Source organism: Micromonospora cathayae (assembly GCF_028993575.1).
In the GTDB taxonomy this organism is placed as follows: domain Bacteria; phylum Actinomycetota; class Actinomycetes; order Mycobacteriales; family Micromonosporaceae; genus Micromonospora; species Micromonospora cathayae.
The window spans coordinates 6988968-7003559 of record NZ_CP118615.1 but is presented as its reverse complement, the minus strand read 5'-3'; the positions used below and the strand labels follow the sequence as shown (position 1 = coordinate 7003559).

Genomic DNA, 14592 nt, shown 5'->3' with positions numbered 1-14592 from the left:
GTCCTTCCCGCACCGGCCCACCGCACCCCCCTGTCAGGTCAGATCGGCGGACGACGCCAGGCCGGCACGGTGCGCCGCAGGTGCCCGGGGATCGTCGCCATCGGTGTCCGGGTGGTCAGCGGGCCGGGCACCACCGGCGGCAGGGGCTCGGTGTAGCCGGTGCGGTGCGCGTCGAAGACCCGGCCGACCCGGACCGCGACCGCCCGCGCGTCGTCGTGCAGCGTCTCCGGGTCGGTGCCCGCCCCCGCGACCAGGGCGAGCAGCGCGTGCCCGCCGGCCGGGTAGATGACCACGTGCCCGGCCGTCGTCCGCACCACGTGCTCGCGGAACTCGCCCTGCTCCACGGCCTGGGCGACCCGCTGGCCGAGGCCGAAGCTGGCGGCGGCCAGCGCGGCCAGGTGCGCGGCGGCGGTCTCCGCCAGGTCACTCGCGATCAACAGGCCGTCCGTACCGGCCAGGACGGTGCCGGAGACCTCCGGCCGACGCGACCGCAGCCGCCGCAACTCCGCGTCCATCAGGGTGCCAGCGTTCACGATCGCCCTCCCCAGGGTGGCTCCGGTGCACCGGGCCGCGTTGCGCCGGTGACGTTCCGCTCCTGGAACGTTACCGGCGGCCACCGATTGCCGCGATCCCGGGTCTGGCCGCGATCGGTCCACACCTGGGGGCTGATCGGCCGATGCCCGGGTCCACCGAATCGGCTACGGTCACCGGTGCTCGTCGCCGCGCCGGCCACCGACGGCCCGGCGTAACCTGGGCGCAGCCCCGCGCCGACGTCCCGGCCGGGCCCGGTCCCGGCGCCGCGAAGGAGGGCCATGAGCAGCGTCGGCGGTGATCCCGGCGACACCGCGCGGTGGGTGGCCGAGCCGCCCAAGGACACCGGCCACGGGCGCGGCCCGTACGAGCGGGACCGGGCCCGGGTGCTGCACTCGGCGGCGTTCCGCCGGCTCGCCACGAAGACCCAGGTGCACGCCGCCGGGACCGACGACTTCCTGCGTACCCGGCTGACCCACTCGCTGGAGGTGGCGCAGATCGCCCGCGAGATGGGCGCCCGGCTCGGCTGCGACCCGGACCTGGTGGACACCGCCGGGCTCGCCCACGACCTGGGCCACCCGCCGTTCGGGCACAACGGCGAGGACGCCCTCGACGACCTGGCCGCCGCCTGCGGCGGGTTCGAGGGCAACGCGCAGACCCTGCGGGTGCTCACCCGGCTGGAGGCCAAGGTGCTCGCCCCGGACGGCGGTTCGGCCGGGCTCAACCTGACCCGGGCCGCCCTCGACGCGGTCGCCAAGTACCCGTGGCCGCGTCGACCCGGCGAACGCAAGTTCGGGGTGTACCCGGACGACCGGCCGGTCTTCGACTGGCTGCGTTCCGGCGCGCCGGCCGGGCGGCGCTGCCTGGAGGCGCAGGTGATGGACTGGGCCGACGACGTGGCGTACTCGGTGCACGACGTGGAGGACGGCATCCACGGCGGGTACCTCACCCTCCGGTCGCTGCTGCCCGACGCCGACGAGCGGGCCGCCCTCTGCGCCGACGTGGCCGCCGTCTACTCCGCCGAGTCCGCCACCGACCTAGCCGGGGTGCTGGTCGACCTGCTGGCCGACCCGGCGCTGGCCCCGGTCGCCGGCTACGACGGCAGCCACCGCGCCCAGGTCGCGCTGAAGGCGACCACCAGTGTGCTCACCGGGCGGTTCGTAGCCGCCGCCGTGTCGGCCACCCGGGACCGGTACGGCCCCGGTCCGCACCGCCGGTACGCCGCCGACCTGGTCGTGCCCCGCCGGACCCGCGCCGAGTGCGCCCTGCTCAAGGGCATCGCCCTGCGGTACGTGATGCGCCGGCCGGGCGCGGAGGCCCGGTACGCCCGCCAGCGGGAGGTGCTGGCCGAGCTGGTGGCCGTGCTGGCCGACCGGGGCGCGGACGCCCTGGACCCGGTCTACGCGCCGGTGTGGCGGGCCGCCCCGGACGACGCCGCCCGGCTGCGGGTGGTGGTCGACCAGGTCGCCTCGCTGACCGACCCGGCGGCGGTGGCCTGGCACGACCGGCTCGTCCCGGGCCGCCGAGCTGCTTAGGCTAGCCTAAGCGCCATGACGGATCGCCCGAAGAAGGTCACCACCGCCCACGTCGTACGCACCGAGCGCCCCACCCCGCACGTGATCCGCCTGGTGCTCGGCGGTGACGAACTGGTCGGTCTGCCGGTGGGCGAGTACACCGACCACTACGTCAAGCTGCTCTTCCCGCAGCCGGGCGTGACGTACCCGGAGCCGTTCGACCCGGCGGTGATCCGCCGGGACCTGCCCCGCGAGCAGTGGCCCCGGCTGCGCGCGTACACCGTGCGGGCCTGGGACCCGGCCGCCGTGGAGCTGACCATCGACGTGGTGCACCACGGCGACGAGGGGGTGGCCGGTCCGTGGGCCGCCGCGCTGCGCCCCGGTGACCCGGTGCGGTTCACCGGCCCCGGCGGGGCGTACGCGCCGAGCCCGGCGGCGGACTGGCACCTGCTGGTCGGCGACGAGAGCGCGCTGCCGGCGATCGCGGCGTCGCTGGAGCGGCTGCCGGCCGGCGCGCCGGCCCGGGTCTTCGTGGAGGTCGCCGGCCCCGAGGACGAACAGCCGCTGCCCGGTCCGGGCGCGGTCGAGCTGGTCTGGCTGCACCGGGGTACGCGGCCGGTGGGGGATTCGCTGGTCGAGGCGGTCCGGGCGCTGGAGTTCCCGCCCGGGGCGGTGCACGCCTTCGTGCACGGTGAGGCGACCTTCGTCAAGGAGCTGCGCCGGCTGCTGCGGATCGAGCGCGGGGTGCCCCGGGAGATGCTCTCCATCTCCGGGTACTGGCGGCGCGGCTTCGACGACGAGGGCTGGCGGTCCAGCAAGCCGGACTGGAACCGGCAGGTCGAGGTGGAGGAGGCCGCTGAGCTGACCGCTTGATCTTCTTTGAAGATCGTCGATATCCTGGCCCCCTTCCATCGAAGGGGGCACCATGTGTGGATCGGGTGACGGGATCGACCGGCGGACCCTGCTACGGGGCGTCGCGGCCGGCGCGGTGGCCGTCGGCGGATCACTGCTGGTCGGCGCTGGGCCGGCACACGCCTCCGGCTTCCACAACCCGTTCACCGGGTACCCGATCTCCGACGGCTGGCAGGCGCACCTGGACCGGGGCTCGCTCGGCGGCATCGACTACGTGATGGCGGTCGGTACCCGGCTGCCCGCCTGCGGCGGCGGCACCATCCAGAACATCCCGTACAACGGCACCGGCGGGCACACCGTCACGATCCACCACCCCAACGGGTACCGCACGCAGTACATGCACCTGTCCGCGTTCAGCCTCGGCAACGGCGCGACGGTCGGGGCCGGTGGCATCGTCGGGCTCTCCGGCGGCGCGGCCGGCGCGCCGGGTTCCGGCTCGTCCACCGGCCCGCACGTGCACTGGCACATGATCAACCCGTCCGGGGTACGGATCAACCCGCTCAGCTACCTGGCCGGCCTCGGCGGCACGCTGCCCAAGACGTACACCGAGGTCGACGGCATCCCCGGCCCGATCATGTGGCAGCGGGCGCAGAACTGGCTGCGGATGGAGCACGGCTACGCCGGCCCGGTCGACGGGGTGCCCGGGGTGAACACCTACGCCGCCCTCCAGCGGGCGATGCGCGGGTACGGCTACACCGGCCCGATCGACGGCGTACCCGGGCCGAACACCTGGGCGGCGGTGCAACGGCTGGCGTCCCGCTGGGGCTACACCGGCCCGGTCGACGGGGTGATGGGCCCCAACTCGTGGCGCGGTTTCGCCCGGTTCGTCAACCAGGACCGCTACGACCGCCTCGGCTGACCGGTACCGCCCGTTCGGTCCCGGCCCGCCGCACCCGTCAGGGGGAGGCGGGCCGGGACCGACCCGCGCGGCTGCGGTCCGGGCCGCAGCCCGGACGACCGGTTCGACCGGGGACCGGCATGGTGGTCAGGGCCGAGGTCCCGGTCGGGCCGGTCAGCCCTGCGCCGAGGCCCCGGACGGGCCGGTCAGCCCTGGGCGGCGAGCGCCGTGGCGTCGGCGGCGATCACGGCGGCGGCCGGCGCCGGCACCTGCTTCCCGGCGTGCCGCTGCGCGTACGCGGCGAGCTGCCGGTACTGGCCGTTGGTCACCAGGTTGAGCATGGCGTGCGACGCGCCCGGCTCCGCGCCGGAGGCGAGCACCAGGTACCCCAGGCCGACCCGGTCGGCGACCACGGTGAACGTGCTGGTCACCGTGGTACGCCCGGCCGGGCCGGTGGCCTCGACCCGGATCGTGTGCTCCCCGGCGGTGAGCCCGCTCAGGTCGAGCACCTGGCCGGGCGTGGCCGGCGCGCCGTCCAGGGTCACCGTGACCGTGCCGGCGTTACCGGTCACCACGCCGAGCACCGGGCGCTGGGCGCGGTCCAGCCGGGCCCCGTCGGCCGGGGAGGCGACGGTGACCGTGGGCCGGCCCACCCCGCCCTGCAGCTGCGCGGCGTTCCAGCCGGCCAGCTCGGCGGGCCGGTTGGTGATGATCCCGTCCACGCCGTACCCCTCCAGGCGCTGCCAGGCGGTCGCCGAGTCGACGGTCCACACCATCACCGCCACCCCGGCGGCGTGCAGGTCCGCGACCACCGACGGGCGGGTGGTCAGCGCGGCGTCGCTCGGGTTGTACGCGGCCAGCCCCAGCTCCTTCGCCAACGCCACCGGGTCGGCGTCCAGGGTGCTGCGCAGCAGACCCAGCGGCAGCTCCGGGGCGAGGGCGCGGGTGTGCCGCAGGGTCGGCACGTCGAAGCTCTGCACGAACACCCGGCCGGTCATCCGCTCGGAACGGATCACCTCGACGATCCGGGCCACCTCGTCGTACGTGTGCGCGCCCTTGATCTCCAGCAGCAGGTTGCCGCCCCGGGTCCGCAGGTCGGCGAGCTGCTCGGCCAGGGTGGGCAGTCGGGCCCCGGCGAAGTGCGGGGCGAACCACGACCCGGCGTCGAGCGCCTTCAGCTGGGCCGAGGTGAGGTTGCGGATCGCGCCGGAGCCGTCGGTGGTGCGGTCCACCGTGCCGTCGTGCAGCACGAACGGCACCCCGTCCCGGCTGGGTTGCACGTCGTTCTCCACCCAGTCGGAGCCGGCCCGCCGGGCCACCTCCTGGGCGACCAGGGTGTTCTCCGGGGCGGCCGCCGAGGCGCCCCGGTGCGCGATCACGGTCAGCGGCGCGCCCTCCGGGCGGAGCAGCCCGTTCGGGGCCAGCTCGGTGACGGTGACGTCGTCGAAGGAGACGGTCGCCCCGTTGACCACCAGCGCCTGTCCGCCGTCGGTGGAGCGCTGGAGGCTGCTGGTCCGCATGAGCTGCCGGCCGTCGAGGAACCAGCGGGCCTGGTTGCCGTGCACCTCGATGGAGACCTTCAGGTCCCGGCCGGTGCCGGCCGGGTACGGGGCGGCGGTGGTGTTCGTGACGTTCCAGCTTCCGGCCGGGGTGAGCTGGGCGAACTCCAGGCCGTTCGCGGCGGTGCTGCCGGAGCGCATGGTGGCGATCCACCACGGGGTCGCCCCGCTGGCCGGTACGTCCAGGCCGAGCGCGGTCCACCGGGTCGCCTCGTTGACCTGCTCGAACCGGACGGTGGCGGAGAACCGGAAGTGTTCGAGGTGCCGACCGAAGGTGATCTTGCGGTTGCCGCTGGTGGAGGTGCCGACCAGCCGGCCGTCGACCACCTTCCACTCGCCGTCGACCGCCCGCCAGCCGGCCGGCAGCGTGCCGCTGTCGAAGTTCTCCGCGACGACGACGTCGCCCGGCCCGGCGACGGCGGGGGCGGCCCCACCCAACGTGGTGAGCAGGCCACCGGTGACGGTGAGCGCGGCCAGTCCGGCGACCGCGCGACGACGGGCCGACACCGGCCCGGTACGGGAAAGGATCATGAAGCCCGACCCTAGGGACCTCCCGCGAACACCCGCGCGACCTGCGGTTACCTGGGCGCGAACGGCCCGTGTACCCCGGTCAGCCCGGGCGCAGGGCGGTGTGCCGGTCCGGTCAGCCCGAGTGCAGGGCGGTCCGCCGGTCCAGCACCTCGCCGACCAGCCGCGCCGAGTGGGCGACCCGACGGCGTACCACCACCAGGTGACCGGCGACCGAACCGGCCAGCAGCGCGACCGCGCCGACCCCGGCGAGCCAGGTCGGGCCCACCGCCGCCAGCCCGGTCGCGCCGGCCACCGCCACCACCACACTGTTGATCAGCCCGATGGTGCCGGCCTGCCCGGCCAGGTCACGCAGCCAGTGCCGGCGGAACGGCTCCGGCGCGAACGGCCCCGGATCGTCCAGCGTCGGCATCAGCAGGAACGGGGCCAGCTCCGGCGAGCGTCGGGCCAGGTAGGTGCGCAGCACCGTGGCGGCGACCGCGTACCGGCGGCCCCGGGCGTTCAGCTCCACCTGCCGGGCGAAGACCGCGCTGCCCAGCAGCAGCACCAGCGCACCCAGCCCGGCCAGCACGGCGGGCCGGACCGCGCCGCCCGGTGTACCGGTGGTGACCAGCCCGGCCGAGACGGCGGTGGCGGCCGTCGCGACGGTGAGGAAGAAGGTGAACCGGGCGGTGGACTGCTCGTGGACGGCCCGGCTGGCGTCGCGCAGGTGCTCGTACTCGGCCAGGGCGATGGTGAGCGGGACGTCCGGTTCCTCGGTCACGGTTCCTCCGTTCGTGCGGCCCACGAGCGTAGTCATGATCCGCAACGGCGGGTGGTGGCGGTCACCACCGGCCGTGCCCCCGCCGGGCCGATCGCCGGTCCGGCAGGGCAGGATGTACGCCGAGGAGGTGGCCGATGGCTGGACGGATCCGGGACGAGGACATCGCGCTGGTCCGGGAGCGCACCTCGATCGGGGACGTCATCTCGGAGACGGTGACGCTGAAGTCGGCCGGCGGCGGCAACCTCAAGGGGCTGTGCCCGTTCCACGACGAGAAGAGCCCGTCGTTCAACGTCTCGCCGGCCCGCAACGTCTTCTACTGCTTCGGCTGCGGCGCGGGCGGCGACGCGATCAAGTTCCTGATGGACGCCGAGCACCTCAGCTTCGTCGAGTCGGTCGAGCGGCTGGCCGCCCGCGCCGGCATCCAGCTCCGGTACGTCGAGGACGGCAAGCCGGCCCCCCGGGCCCGCCAGCAGCAGGGCCAGCGGCAGCGGCTGGTCGCCGCGCACGCCGCCGCCGCCGAGTTCTACGCCGGCCAGCTCGGCACCGCCGGGGCCCGACCGGCCCGCGAGTTCCTCGCCGAGCGCGGCTTCGACCGGGCCGCCGCGCAGCGGTACGGCTGCGGGTTCGCCCCGGACGCCTGGGACCTGCTCACCAAGCATCTGCGCCAGCAGGGCTTCAGCCACGACGAGCTGGTCACCGCCGGGCTGTCCCGCCCGGCCCGGTCCGGTTCGCTGATCGACCGGTTCCGCCGCCGGCTGCTCTGGCCGATCCGGGACCTGGCCGGCGACGTGATCGGCTTCGGCGCGCGGAAGCTGTTCGACGACGACGACGGCCCGAAGTACCTGAACACCCCCGAGACGCCGATCTACAAGAAGTCGCACGTGCTGTACGGCATCGACCAGGCCAAACGGGAGATCGCCAAGCAGGGCCGGGTGGTGGTGGTCGAGGGGTACACCGACGTGATGGCCTGCCACCTGGCCGGGGTGACCACCGCCGTGGCGACCTGCGGCACCGCGTTCGGCGCGGACCACATCGGGGTGCTGCGCCGGCTGCTGCTCGACACCGACGACGTGGCCGGCGAGATCATCTTCACCTTCGACGGGGACGCCGCCGGGCAGAAGGCCGCGCTGCGCGCCTTCGAGGACGACCAGCGGTTCGTCGGGCGGACCTTCATCGCGGTCAGCCCGGACAACATGGACCCGTGCGACCTGCGGCTGGCAAAGGGCGACCTGGCCGTCCGGGACCTGGTCGCCCGCCGTGAGCCGCTCGTCGACTTCGCGCTCCGGCACGTGATCAACCGGTACGACCTGGACACCGTCGACGGTCGGGTGGAGGCGATGCGCCGGGCCGCCCCGCTGGTGGCGAAGCTCAAGGACGCCGAGAAGCGCCCCGAGTACGTCCGTAAGCTCGCCGGTGACCTCGGCATGGAGATCGAGCCGGTGCAGCGGGCGGTGCTCGCCGCCGGGGCCGCCCCGACCGGCCGGGAGGCTTCCGGCCGAGCCACCGCCGCCCGGCGGGAGCCGAGCGTGGACAGTCCGCAGTCCATGGTGGAGCGGGAGGCGCTCAAACTGGCCCTCCAGGAGCCGGTGCTGGCCGGCCCGATGTTCGACGCGGTCGACGCGGACGCGTACCGGCACCCGGTCCACCAGGTGGTGCGGGCGGCGGTCGCGGAGGCCGGCGGGGCGACGGCCGCCGCCAGCGGCGCGGTCTGGATCGGTCAGGTCCAGGACGCCTGCGCCGACCTGGCCGCCCAGGCGCTGGTCGCCGAACTGGCCGTGGAGCCGCTGCGGATCGACGGCGAACCCGACCCCCGGTACGTCTCGATCACGCTGGCCCAGTTGCAGTGGGGTTCGGTGACCGCCCGGATCAAGGACCTCAAGTCGAAGATCCAGCGGATCAACCCGGTGGCGAACAAGGACGAGTACTTCGCGCTCTTCGGGGAGCTGCTGTCGTTGGAGCAGCACGCCCGGGCGCTGCGCGAACAGGCCGCGGGAGGACTGTGATGGGACTGTTCAACCGTCGGCGCAAGCTGCCCGCCCGGCACCGCCCGGCGCTGGCCCCGTCCGAGCGGGTGCTCGCCTGGGCCGCCGTCGGGGACGCCGACGACGGCGCGGCGGTCGCCACCAACCTCGGGCTCTGGCTGCCCGGCCGGGACGCCCGGCTGGGCTGGCACGACATCCTCAAGGCGGTCTGGTCCGGCCGGGAGCTGACCGTCACCCCGGCCGAGCCGGCCGCCGAGCGGGACGGCTACCTGGTGGTCGCCGACGCGCCCGTCGAGACGTTCCTGCTGCTCGACCCGGGTGACCTGCCGCACCAGGTACGCGCCCGGGTGACCCGGTCGGTGGCGTACACCACGCACCACCCGGTGCCCGGCGGCGCGGGCCGGATCGCGGCCCGCCGGGTGGCCGGCGTGGACGGTCTGACCTGGACCGTCCGGTACGACCCGGGCACCCCGGCCGACGACGCCGAGGTGGTCGCCGAGACCGACCGGCTGGTCGCCGAGGCCCGCGCCGCCACCGCCCCCGCCGACGTCTGAACCGCCGTTCTCCCCGGGCCCGCCGACCGCCGTTTCCGCAGGCAGCTCCGACCACCGCCGCCGCAGCGGGATCCGACCACCGCCGGGGCAGCCGGGCGGCCGGCGGTTGCCGGCCGGGCGCGGAAAAGCCGGTGAGGTTGTCGGGGGTGCCGGCTAGGGTCGGGACGTGACGACGGGGCAGGCGTTGATCAGCGCGCGCGGGTTGGTGAAACGGTTCGGCGACTTCACCGCCGTCGACGGCATCGACGTCGAGGTCCGGGCCGGTGAGGCGTTCGGTTTCCTCGGGCCCAACGGCGCGGGCAAGTCCTCGACCATGCGGATGGTCGGCTGTGTCTCCCCACCCAGCGGCGGTGAGCTGCGCATCCTCGGTATGGACCCGGTGCGTGACGGCCCGGCGATCCGGGCCCGGCTCGGGGTCTGCCCGCAGTTGGACAATCTCGACCCGGAGCTGACCGTCCGGGAGAATCTCACCACCTACGCGCGCTACTTCGGCATCCCGCGCCGGGTGGCCCGGGAACGCGCCGCCGAGCTGCTCGACTTCGTGCAGCTCGGCGAGCGGGCCGACAGCAAGGTCGAGCCGCTCTCCGGGGGCATGAAGCGCCGGTTGACGATCGCCCGTGCCCTGGTCAACGAGCCGGACATCGTCCTGCTCGACGAGCCGACCACCGGGCTCGACCCGCAGGCCCGGCACCTGGTGTGGGAGCGGTTGTTCCGGCTCAAACAGCAGGGTGTGACGCTGGTGCTCACCACCCACTACATGGACGAGGCGGAGCAGCTCTGCGACCGCCTGGTGGTGATGGACGGCGGTCGGATCGTCGCCGAGGGCGCGCCCCGGGCGCTGATCGAGCGGCACTCCACCCGGGAGGTGGTGGAACTGCGCTTCGCCGCCGAGTCGCAGGAGGCGTTCGCCGGCAAGCTCGACGGGCTCGGCGAGCGGGTCGAGGTGCTGCCGGACCGCATCCTGCTCTACGTCGCCGACGGGGACGCCGCCGTCGGCGAGGTGCACGCGCGGGGGCTCACCCCGGCCAGCGTGCTGGTCCGCCGCAGCAGCCTGGAGGACGTCTTCCTGCACCTCACCGGCCGGACCCTGGTGGACTGACATGACCATCCGTACCCACCCGGCCCGGGCGCGGGCGGCGGCCCGGCCGGCGCTGCCGAGGGTGCCGGCCCTGGCGGTGCTGGCGTACCACCTGGTCGGCTACCGACGCACCTGGCGGTCCAGCGTCTTCTCGTCGTTCCTGCTGCCGCTGCTCACCGTGCTCGGCTTCGGTGTCGGGGTCGGCGCGTACGTCGACCAGGGCGTGGGCGGGGTGCCGTACCTCGACTGGATCCTGCCCGGCCTGGTCGCCTCCACCGCGTTCCAGGTGGCGGTGGCCGAGTCGACCTGGCCGGTGCACAGCAGCTTCCACTGGACCAAGCTCTACTACGCGCAGAGCGCCGCCCCGCTGCGGGTGGGCGACATCCTCGGCGGCCACCTGCTGTTCGTGCTGTTCCGGGTGCTGACCGCCGGTGCCGCGTTCCTGGCGGTGGCCGCCCTGTTCGGGGTGCTGCACTCGGTGTGGGCGCTGACCGTGCTGCCGGTGCTGCTGCTGCTCGGGCTGGCGATGGCCCCGCTGGTCTTCGCGTACACCGCCTGGGTGCCCGGCGACAGCTACCTCGCGCTGCTGTTCCGCTTCGCGGTGATCCCGGCGACCCTGTTCGCCGGGATCTTCTTCCCGGTGGAGTCGCTGCCGGTCGCGCTGCGCTGGCTGGCGTACGCCACCCCGCTCTGGCACGGCGTCGACCTGTGCCGGGCCGCCACGCTCGGGGTGGCCGCGCAGTGGTCGGTCCCCGGGCACGTCCTCTACCTGACGGCGTGGGCGGTGGCCGGCTGGCTGTTCGCCCGCCGCCGGTTCCACCGCAAGCTCGTCGTCTAGGGAGGGCCACATGGTCGCTCTGGTCCTGCCCCGGCTGCTGCACCCCGGGTCGACCCGTCGTGCGCTCTCGGTGACCGAGCGCAACATCGTCACGCTCGGCACCTCGTACTGGCTGGTGCTGTTCTCCGGCTTCCTGGAGCCGGTGTTCTACCTGTTCTCCATCGGCATCGGGGTGGGGGCGCTGGTCGGCGACTTCACCCTGCCCGACGGCCGGGTCGTCTCGTACGCGACGTTCGTCGCCCCGGCGCTGCTCGCCGCGTCGGCGATGACCGGCGCGCTCGCCGAGACCACCTTCAACTTCTTCGGCAAGATGAAGTACATGAAGCTGTACGACGGGGTGATCGCCACCCCGGTGCAGCCGTTCGAGATCGCCCTCGGTGAGCTGGCCTGGGCGATGGTCCGGGGGTCGCTGTACTCGGCGGCGTTCCTCGCGGTGATGGTGGCGTTGGACCTGACCAGCGTGCTGCGCGCGTTGACCGCGTTGCCGGCGGCGGTGCTGGTCGGCTTCGCCTTCGGCGCGCTGGGCATGGCCGTGGCCACCCTGATGCGGAGCTGGCAGGATTTCGACCTGCTCGGGTCGGCGCAGTTCACGCTGTTCCTGTTCTCCGGCACGTTCGTGCCCGCCCAGGCGTACCCGGCCCTGCTGCGGTGGCTGGTGGAGGTGACCCCGCTGTACCGCGCGGTGCACCTGATCCGGCACGTGACGCTGGGCACCCCGGGGTGGGGTTGGCTGGTCGACGTGCTCTATCTCGGCGCGCTGCTGGTGCTGTGTCTGGTGGTGGCGTCCCGCCGGATGGGTGGACTCCTTTACAAGTAGTGGTTACCGGCGGGGTGGTCGGGGGCATGACGAGGGGGAGTCAGCCGATCCGAGGGAGGGGCGATGGCCTCCGACGAGTCCTCCGGCCGTGGGCCGCAGCCGCACCGCGACCGCTCCGTGACCGCCACCGAGCGCGGTGACCACCGGCCACCCGGACAGCGGACCGACAGCGACGTCCCGAGCGGGCGGACGGAGAGCGACGTCCCGAACCAGCGGCCCGACAGCGGCGTGCCGGGCCGGCGGACCGACGGCGACGTCCCGAACCAGCGGTCCGGCACCGACCTCCCGGGCCGGCGGGCGGAACCGCACCGGGAGGGGCGGCCCGGGGCGGGACGGGACCGCCCGGTCGGCCCGGACGAGGGACCGGACAGCCCGACGGACCTGTCCGGCGCCGGCTGGTCGGCGGCGTTGCGCCGTACGGTCCGGGAGTTCTCCGACGACGGCCTGACCGACTGGGCGGCGGCGCTGACCTACTACGGGGTGCTGTCGATCTTCCCCGGTCTGCTGGTGCTGGTGTCCCTGCTCGGGCTGCTCGGCGAGAGCGCCACCGACGAGGTCCGGGACACGGTCGCCGAGGCGGTTCCGGAGGAGAACATCCGCACCATCATCGAGGGCGCCATCGACCAGGCGGGCAGCGCCGGCGGCCTGGCCAGCGTCGCGGCGGTGGTCGGTCTGCTCGCCGCGTTCTGGTCGGCGTCCGGCTACGTCGCCGCGTTCATGCGCGCCTCGAACGCCATCTACGACGTGCCGGAGGGGCGGCCGATCTGGAAGACCCTGCCGATCCGGGTCGGGGTGACCGCCGTGATCGGGGTGATGCTGCTGCTCAGCGCGGTGATCGTGGTCTTCACCGGTCGGCTCGCCGAGGCGGCCGGGGACGCGATCGGGCTCGGCTCGACGGCTGTCGCGGTGTGGAACGTCGCCAAGTGGCCGGTGCTGCTGGTGCTGGTCAGCCTGATGTTCGCCATCCTCTACTGGGCGTCGCCGAACGCCCGGCACGGCGGGTTCCGCTGGGTCAGTCCGGGCGGGGCGCTCGCGGTGCTGATCTGGCTGGTGATCTCCGGCCTGTTCGCGCTCTACGTCACCAACTTCGCGTCGTACAACAAGACGTACGGGGCGCTGGCCGGCGTGATCGTCTTCCTGGTCTGGCTCTGGCTGAGCAACATCGCCATCCTGCTCGGCGCGGAGTTCGACGCGGAACTCGAACGCAGCCGGGCGATCGCGGCCGGGCACTCCCCGGACCAGGAGCCGTACGTCGAGCTGCGCGACGACCGGAAGCTCCGCAAGAAGCGGAACACGCCGACCCGGTAGCGGGGTCGTACGGAGGGTTGCGCCCGGATTTCCTAAAAGTGTCGGTAGCTTTTGTCCTTGCGAACAAAAGTTGGCGGCAGATCGGCCGAAGCTCTAGACACGTGCTACGGAAGGCTCCTACTGTGTCGAGCACAACACGACGACGTCACGTCGGTGTGAACGGCTCGAATCGAGGTGAGTCCCGGTGCGGACGGTCGATCCCCTGCACCTGCGCCTGTTGCGGTTGCTCCGCGACGAGGGCGCGGTGTCCCGGGCCGAACTGGCCGACCGGCTCCAGATGCCGCGTCCACGGCTGCTCGCCGAGTTGGAGCGGCTGGTCGCGCTCGGCTACGTGGCCGAGGCCGGGCTGGCCGCGTCCCGGGGTGGTCGACGGTCCACCCTGGTCGAGCTGAACCCGCGGCTGCGCTTCGCGGCGGTCGACATGGGGGCCAGCTCGATCGACGTCGAGGTGGTCAACGGCCGGCTGGAGCCGATCGCCGCGTACGCCGAGTCGGCCGACATCCGGTCCGGGCCGAAGACCACCCTGCACCGGGTCAACGAACTGCTGCACAAGGCCAAGGCCGACGGCGCGTACGAGCGGCTCGACGCGATCGGCGTCGGGGTGCCCGGTCCGGTGAGCTTCCGGGACGGGGTGCCGGTCTCGCCGCCGATCATGCCGGGCTGGGACCGGTTCCCGGTCCGGGAGCTGCTGACCCGGGAGCACGGCTGCCCGGCGGTGGTCGACAACGACGTCAACATCATGGCCATCGGCGAGCGGCACGGCGGAGTCGCCCACTCGGTGGACGACTTCCTCTTCATCAAGATCGGCACCGGTATCGGGTGCGGCATCTACCTCAGTGGCGAGGTCTACCGGGGCACCGACGGCTGTGCCGGCGACATCGGGCACATCCAGGTCGACCCGCACGGTCCGATGTGTTCGTGCGGCAACGCGGGCTGCCTGGAGGCCCTGTTCAGTGGTGCCGCGCTGGCCAAGGACGCGACGGCCGCCGCGCGCAGCGGCGCGTCCCCGGCGCTGGCCGACCGGTTGGCCGCCCGGGGCGAGGTCACCGCCCTCGACGTCGCCGAGGGGGCGATCGAGGGGGACGTGGCCTGCATCCAGTTGATCCGGGACGGCGGGCGGCGGGTCGGTAGCGTGCTGGCCGGGCTGGTGAGCTTCACCAACCCGTCCATGATCGTGATCGGTGGCGGGTTGGCCCAGCTCGGGCACATCCTGCTCGCCGAGATCCGCAGCGTGGTCTACCGCCGGTCGCTGCCGTTGGCCACCGGCAACCTGCCGGTGGTGCTCTCCGAGTTGGGGGAGCGGGCCGGTGTCGCCGGGGCGGCGGTGCTGGCCAGTGACGTCGCCTTCCTGGAGGCGTCATGAGTTCGGC

12 protein-coding genes and 1 pseudogene are annotated in these 14592 nt (G+C 73.9%); 10 read left to right on the top strand and 3 right to left on the bottom strand.

Annotated elements, in window-relative coordinates; all coding sequences use genetic code 11:
• Window positions 1-38 precede the first annotated feature (38 nt).
• The gene (locus tag PVK37_RS30740) at window positions 39-533 is read right to left on the bottom strand and encodes a roadblock/LC7 domain-containing protein (protein ID WP_275031346.1); all 495 of its coding nucleotides are present in this window, start codon (window positions 531-533) and stop codon (window positions 39-41) included.
• A 279-nt stretch (window positions 534-812) separates the two neighbouring features.
• Between PVK37_RS30740 and PVK37_RS30735 the strand changes: the two genes are divergently transcribed.
• From PVK37_RS30735 to PVK37_RS30725, 3 genes are read left to right on the top strand one after another with little or no spacing between them, the layout of a single operon-like run.
• Complete coding sequence (locus PVK37_RS30735; RefSeq protein ID WP_275031344.1) at window positions 813-2066, top strand: deoxyguanosinetriphosphate triphosphohydrolase; 1254 nt, start codon at window positions 813-815, stop codon at window positions 2064-2066.
• A 15-nt stretch (window positions 2067-2081) separates the two neighbouring features.
• Window positions 2082-2918 (top strand): siderophore-interacting protein, encoded by an 837-nt coding sequence (locus PVK37_RS30730; protein WP_275031343.1) that lies wholly within the window; start codon window positions 2082-2084, stop codon window positions 2916-2918.
• A gap of 52 nt (window positions 2919-2970) precedes the next feature.
• Complete coding sequence (locus PVK37_RS30725) at window positions 2971-3816, top strand: peptidoglycan DD-metalloendopeptidase family protein (protein WP_275031342.1); 846 nt, start codon at window positions 2971-2973, stop codon at window positions 3814-3816.
• A gap of 185 nt (window positions 3817-4001) precedes the next feature.
• Here the strand turns inward: PVK37_RS30725 and PVK37_RS30720 are convergent, their stop codons facing one another.
• Window positions 4002-5885 (bottom strand): glycerophosphodiester phosphodiesterase family protein, encoded by a 1884-nt coding sequence (locus PVK37_RS30720; RefSeq protein ID WP_275031341.1) that lies wholly within the window; start codon window positions 5883-5885, stop codon window positions 4002-4004.
• Between the two features lie 112 nt (window positions 5886-5997).
• On the bottom strand, window positions 5998-6645 hold the full coding sequence (locus PVK37_RS30715; RefSeq protein WP_275031339.1) for a hypothetical protein: 648 nt from the start codon (window positions 6643-6645) through the stop codon (window positions 5998-6000).
• 112 nt (window positions 6646-6757) lie between these two features.
• On the opposite strand from PVK37_RS30715, the pseudogene dnaG reads away from it, so the two are divergent.
• The 7 genes and pseudogenes from dnaG (at window position 6758) to PVK37_RS30680 (ending at window position 14585) form a co-directional block, all read left to right on the top strand.
• A pseudogene (gene dnaG / locus PVK37_RS30710) lies at window positions 6758-8648 on the top strand (DNA primase).
• Window positions 8648-9181 (top strand): hypothetical protein, encoded by a 534-nt coding sequence (locus PVK37_RS30705; protein WP_275031337.1) that lies wholly within the window; start codon window positions 8648-8650, stop codon window positions 9179-9181. Before dnaG ends, PVK37_RS30705 begins: the two are co-directional and overlap by 1 nt.
• A gap of 166 nt (window positions 9182-9347) precedes the next feature.
• Complete coding sequence (locus PVK37_RS30700; protein WP_275031336.1) at window positions 9348-10280, top strand: ABC transporter ATP-binding protein; 933 nt, start codon at window positions 9348-9350, stop codon at window positions 10278-10280.
• A gap of 1 nt (window position 10281) precedes the next feature.
• Window positions 10282-11097: an ABC transporter permease gene (locus PVK37_RS30695; protein WP_275031335.1), complete on the top strand. Its 816-nt coding sequence runs from the start codon at window positions 10282-10284 to the stop codon at window positions 11095-11097.
• Window positions 11098-11107: 10 nt separating this feature from the next.
• Entirely contained in the window at window positions 11108-11914 is an 807-nt protein-coding gene (locus PVK37_RS30690; RefSeq protein ID WP_275031334.1) for an ABC transporter permease, read from the top strand.
• Window positions 11915-11977: 63 nt separating this feature from the next.
• Window positions 11978-13222, top strand: a complete 1245-nt coding sequence (locus PVK37_RS30685; protein ID WP_275031333.1) for a YihY/virulence factor BrkB family protein — start codon at window positions 11978-11980, stop codon at window positions 13220-13222.
• A 184-nt stretch (window positions 13223-13406) separates the two neighbouring features.
• Window positions 13407-14585 (top strand): ROK family transcriptional regulator, encoded by a 1179-nt coding sequence (locus tag PVK37_RS30680; RefSeq protein ID WP_275031332.1) that lies wholly within the window; start codon window positions 13407-13409, stop codon window positions 14583-14585.
• Window positions 14586-14592 lie beyond the last annotated feature (7 nt).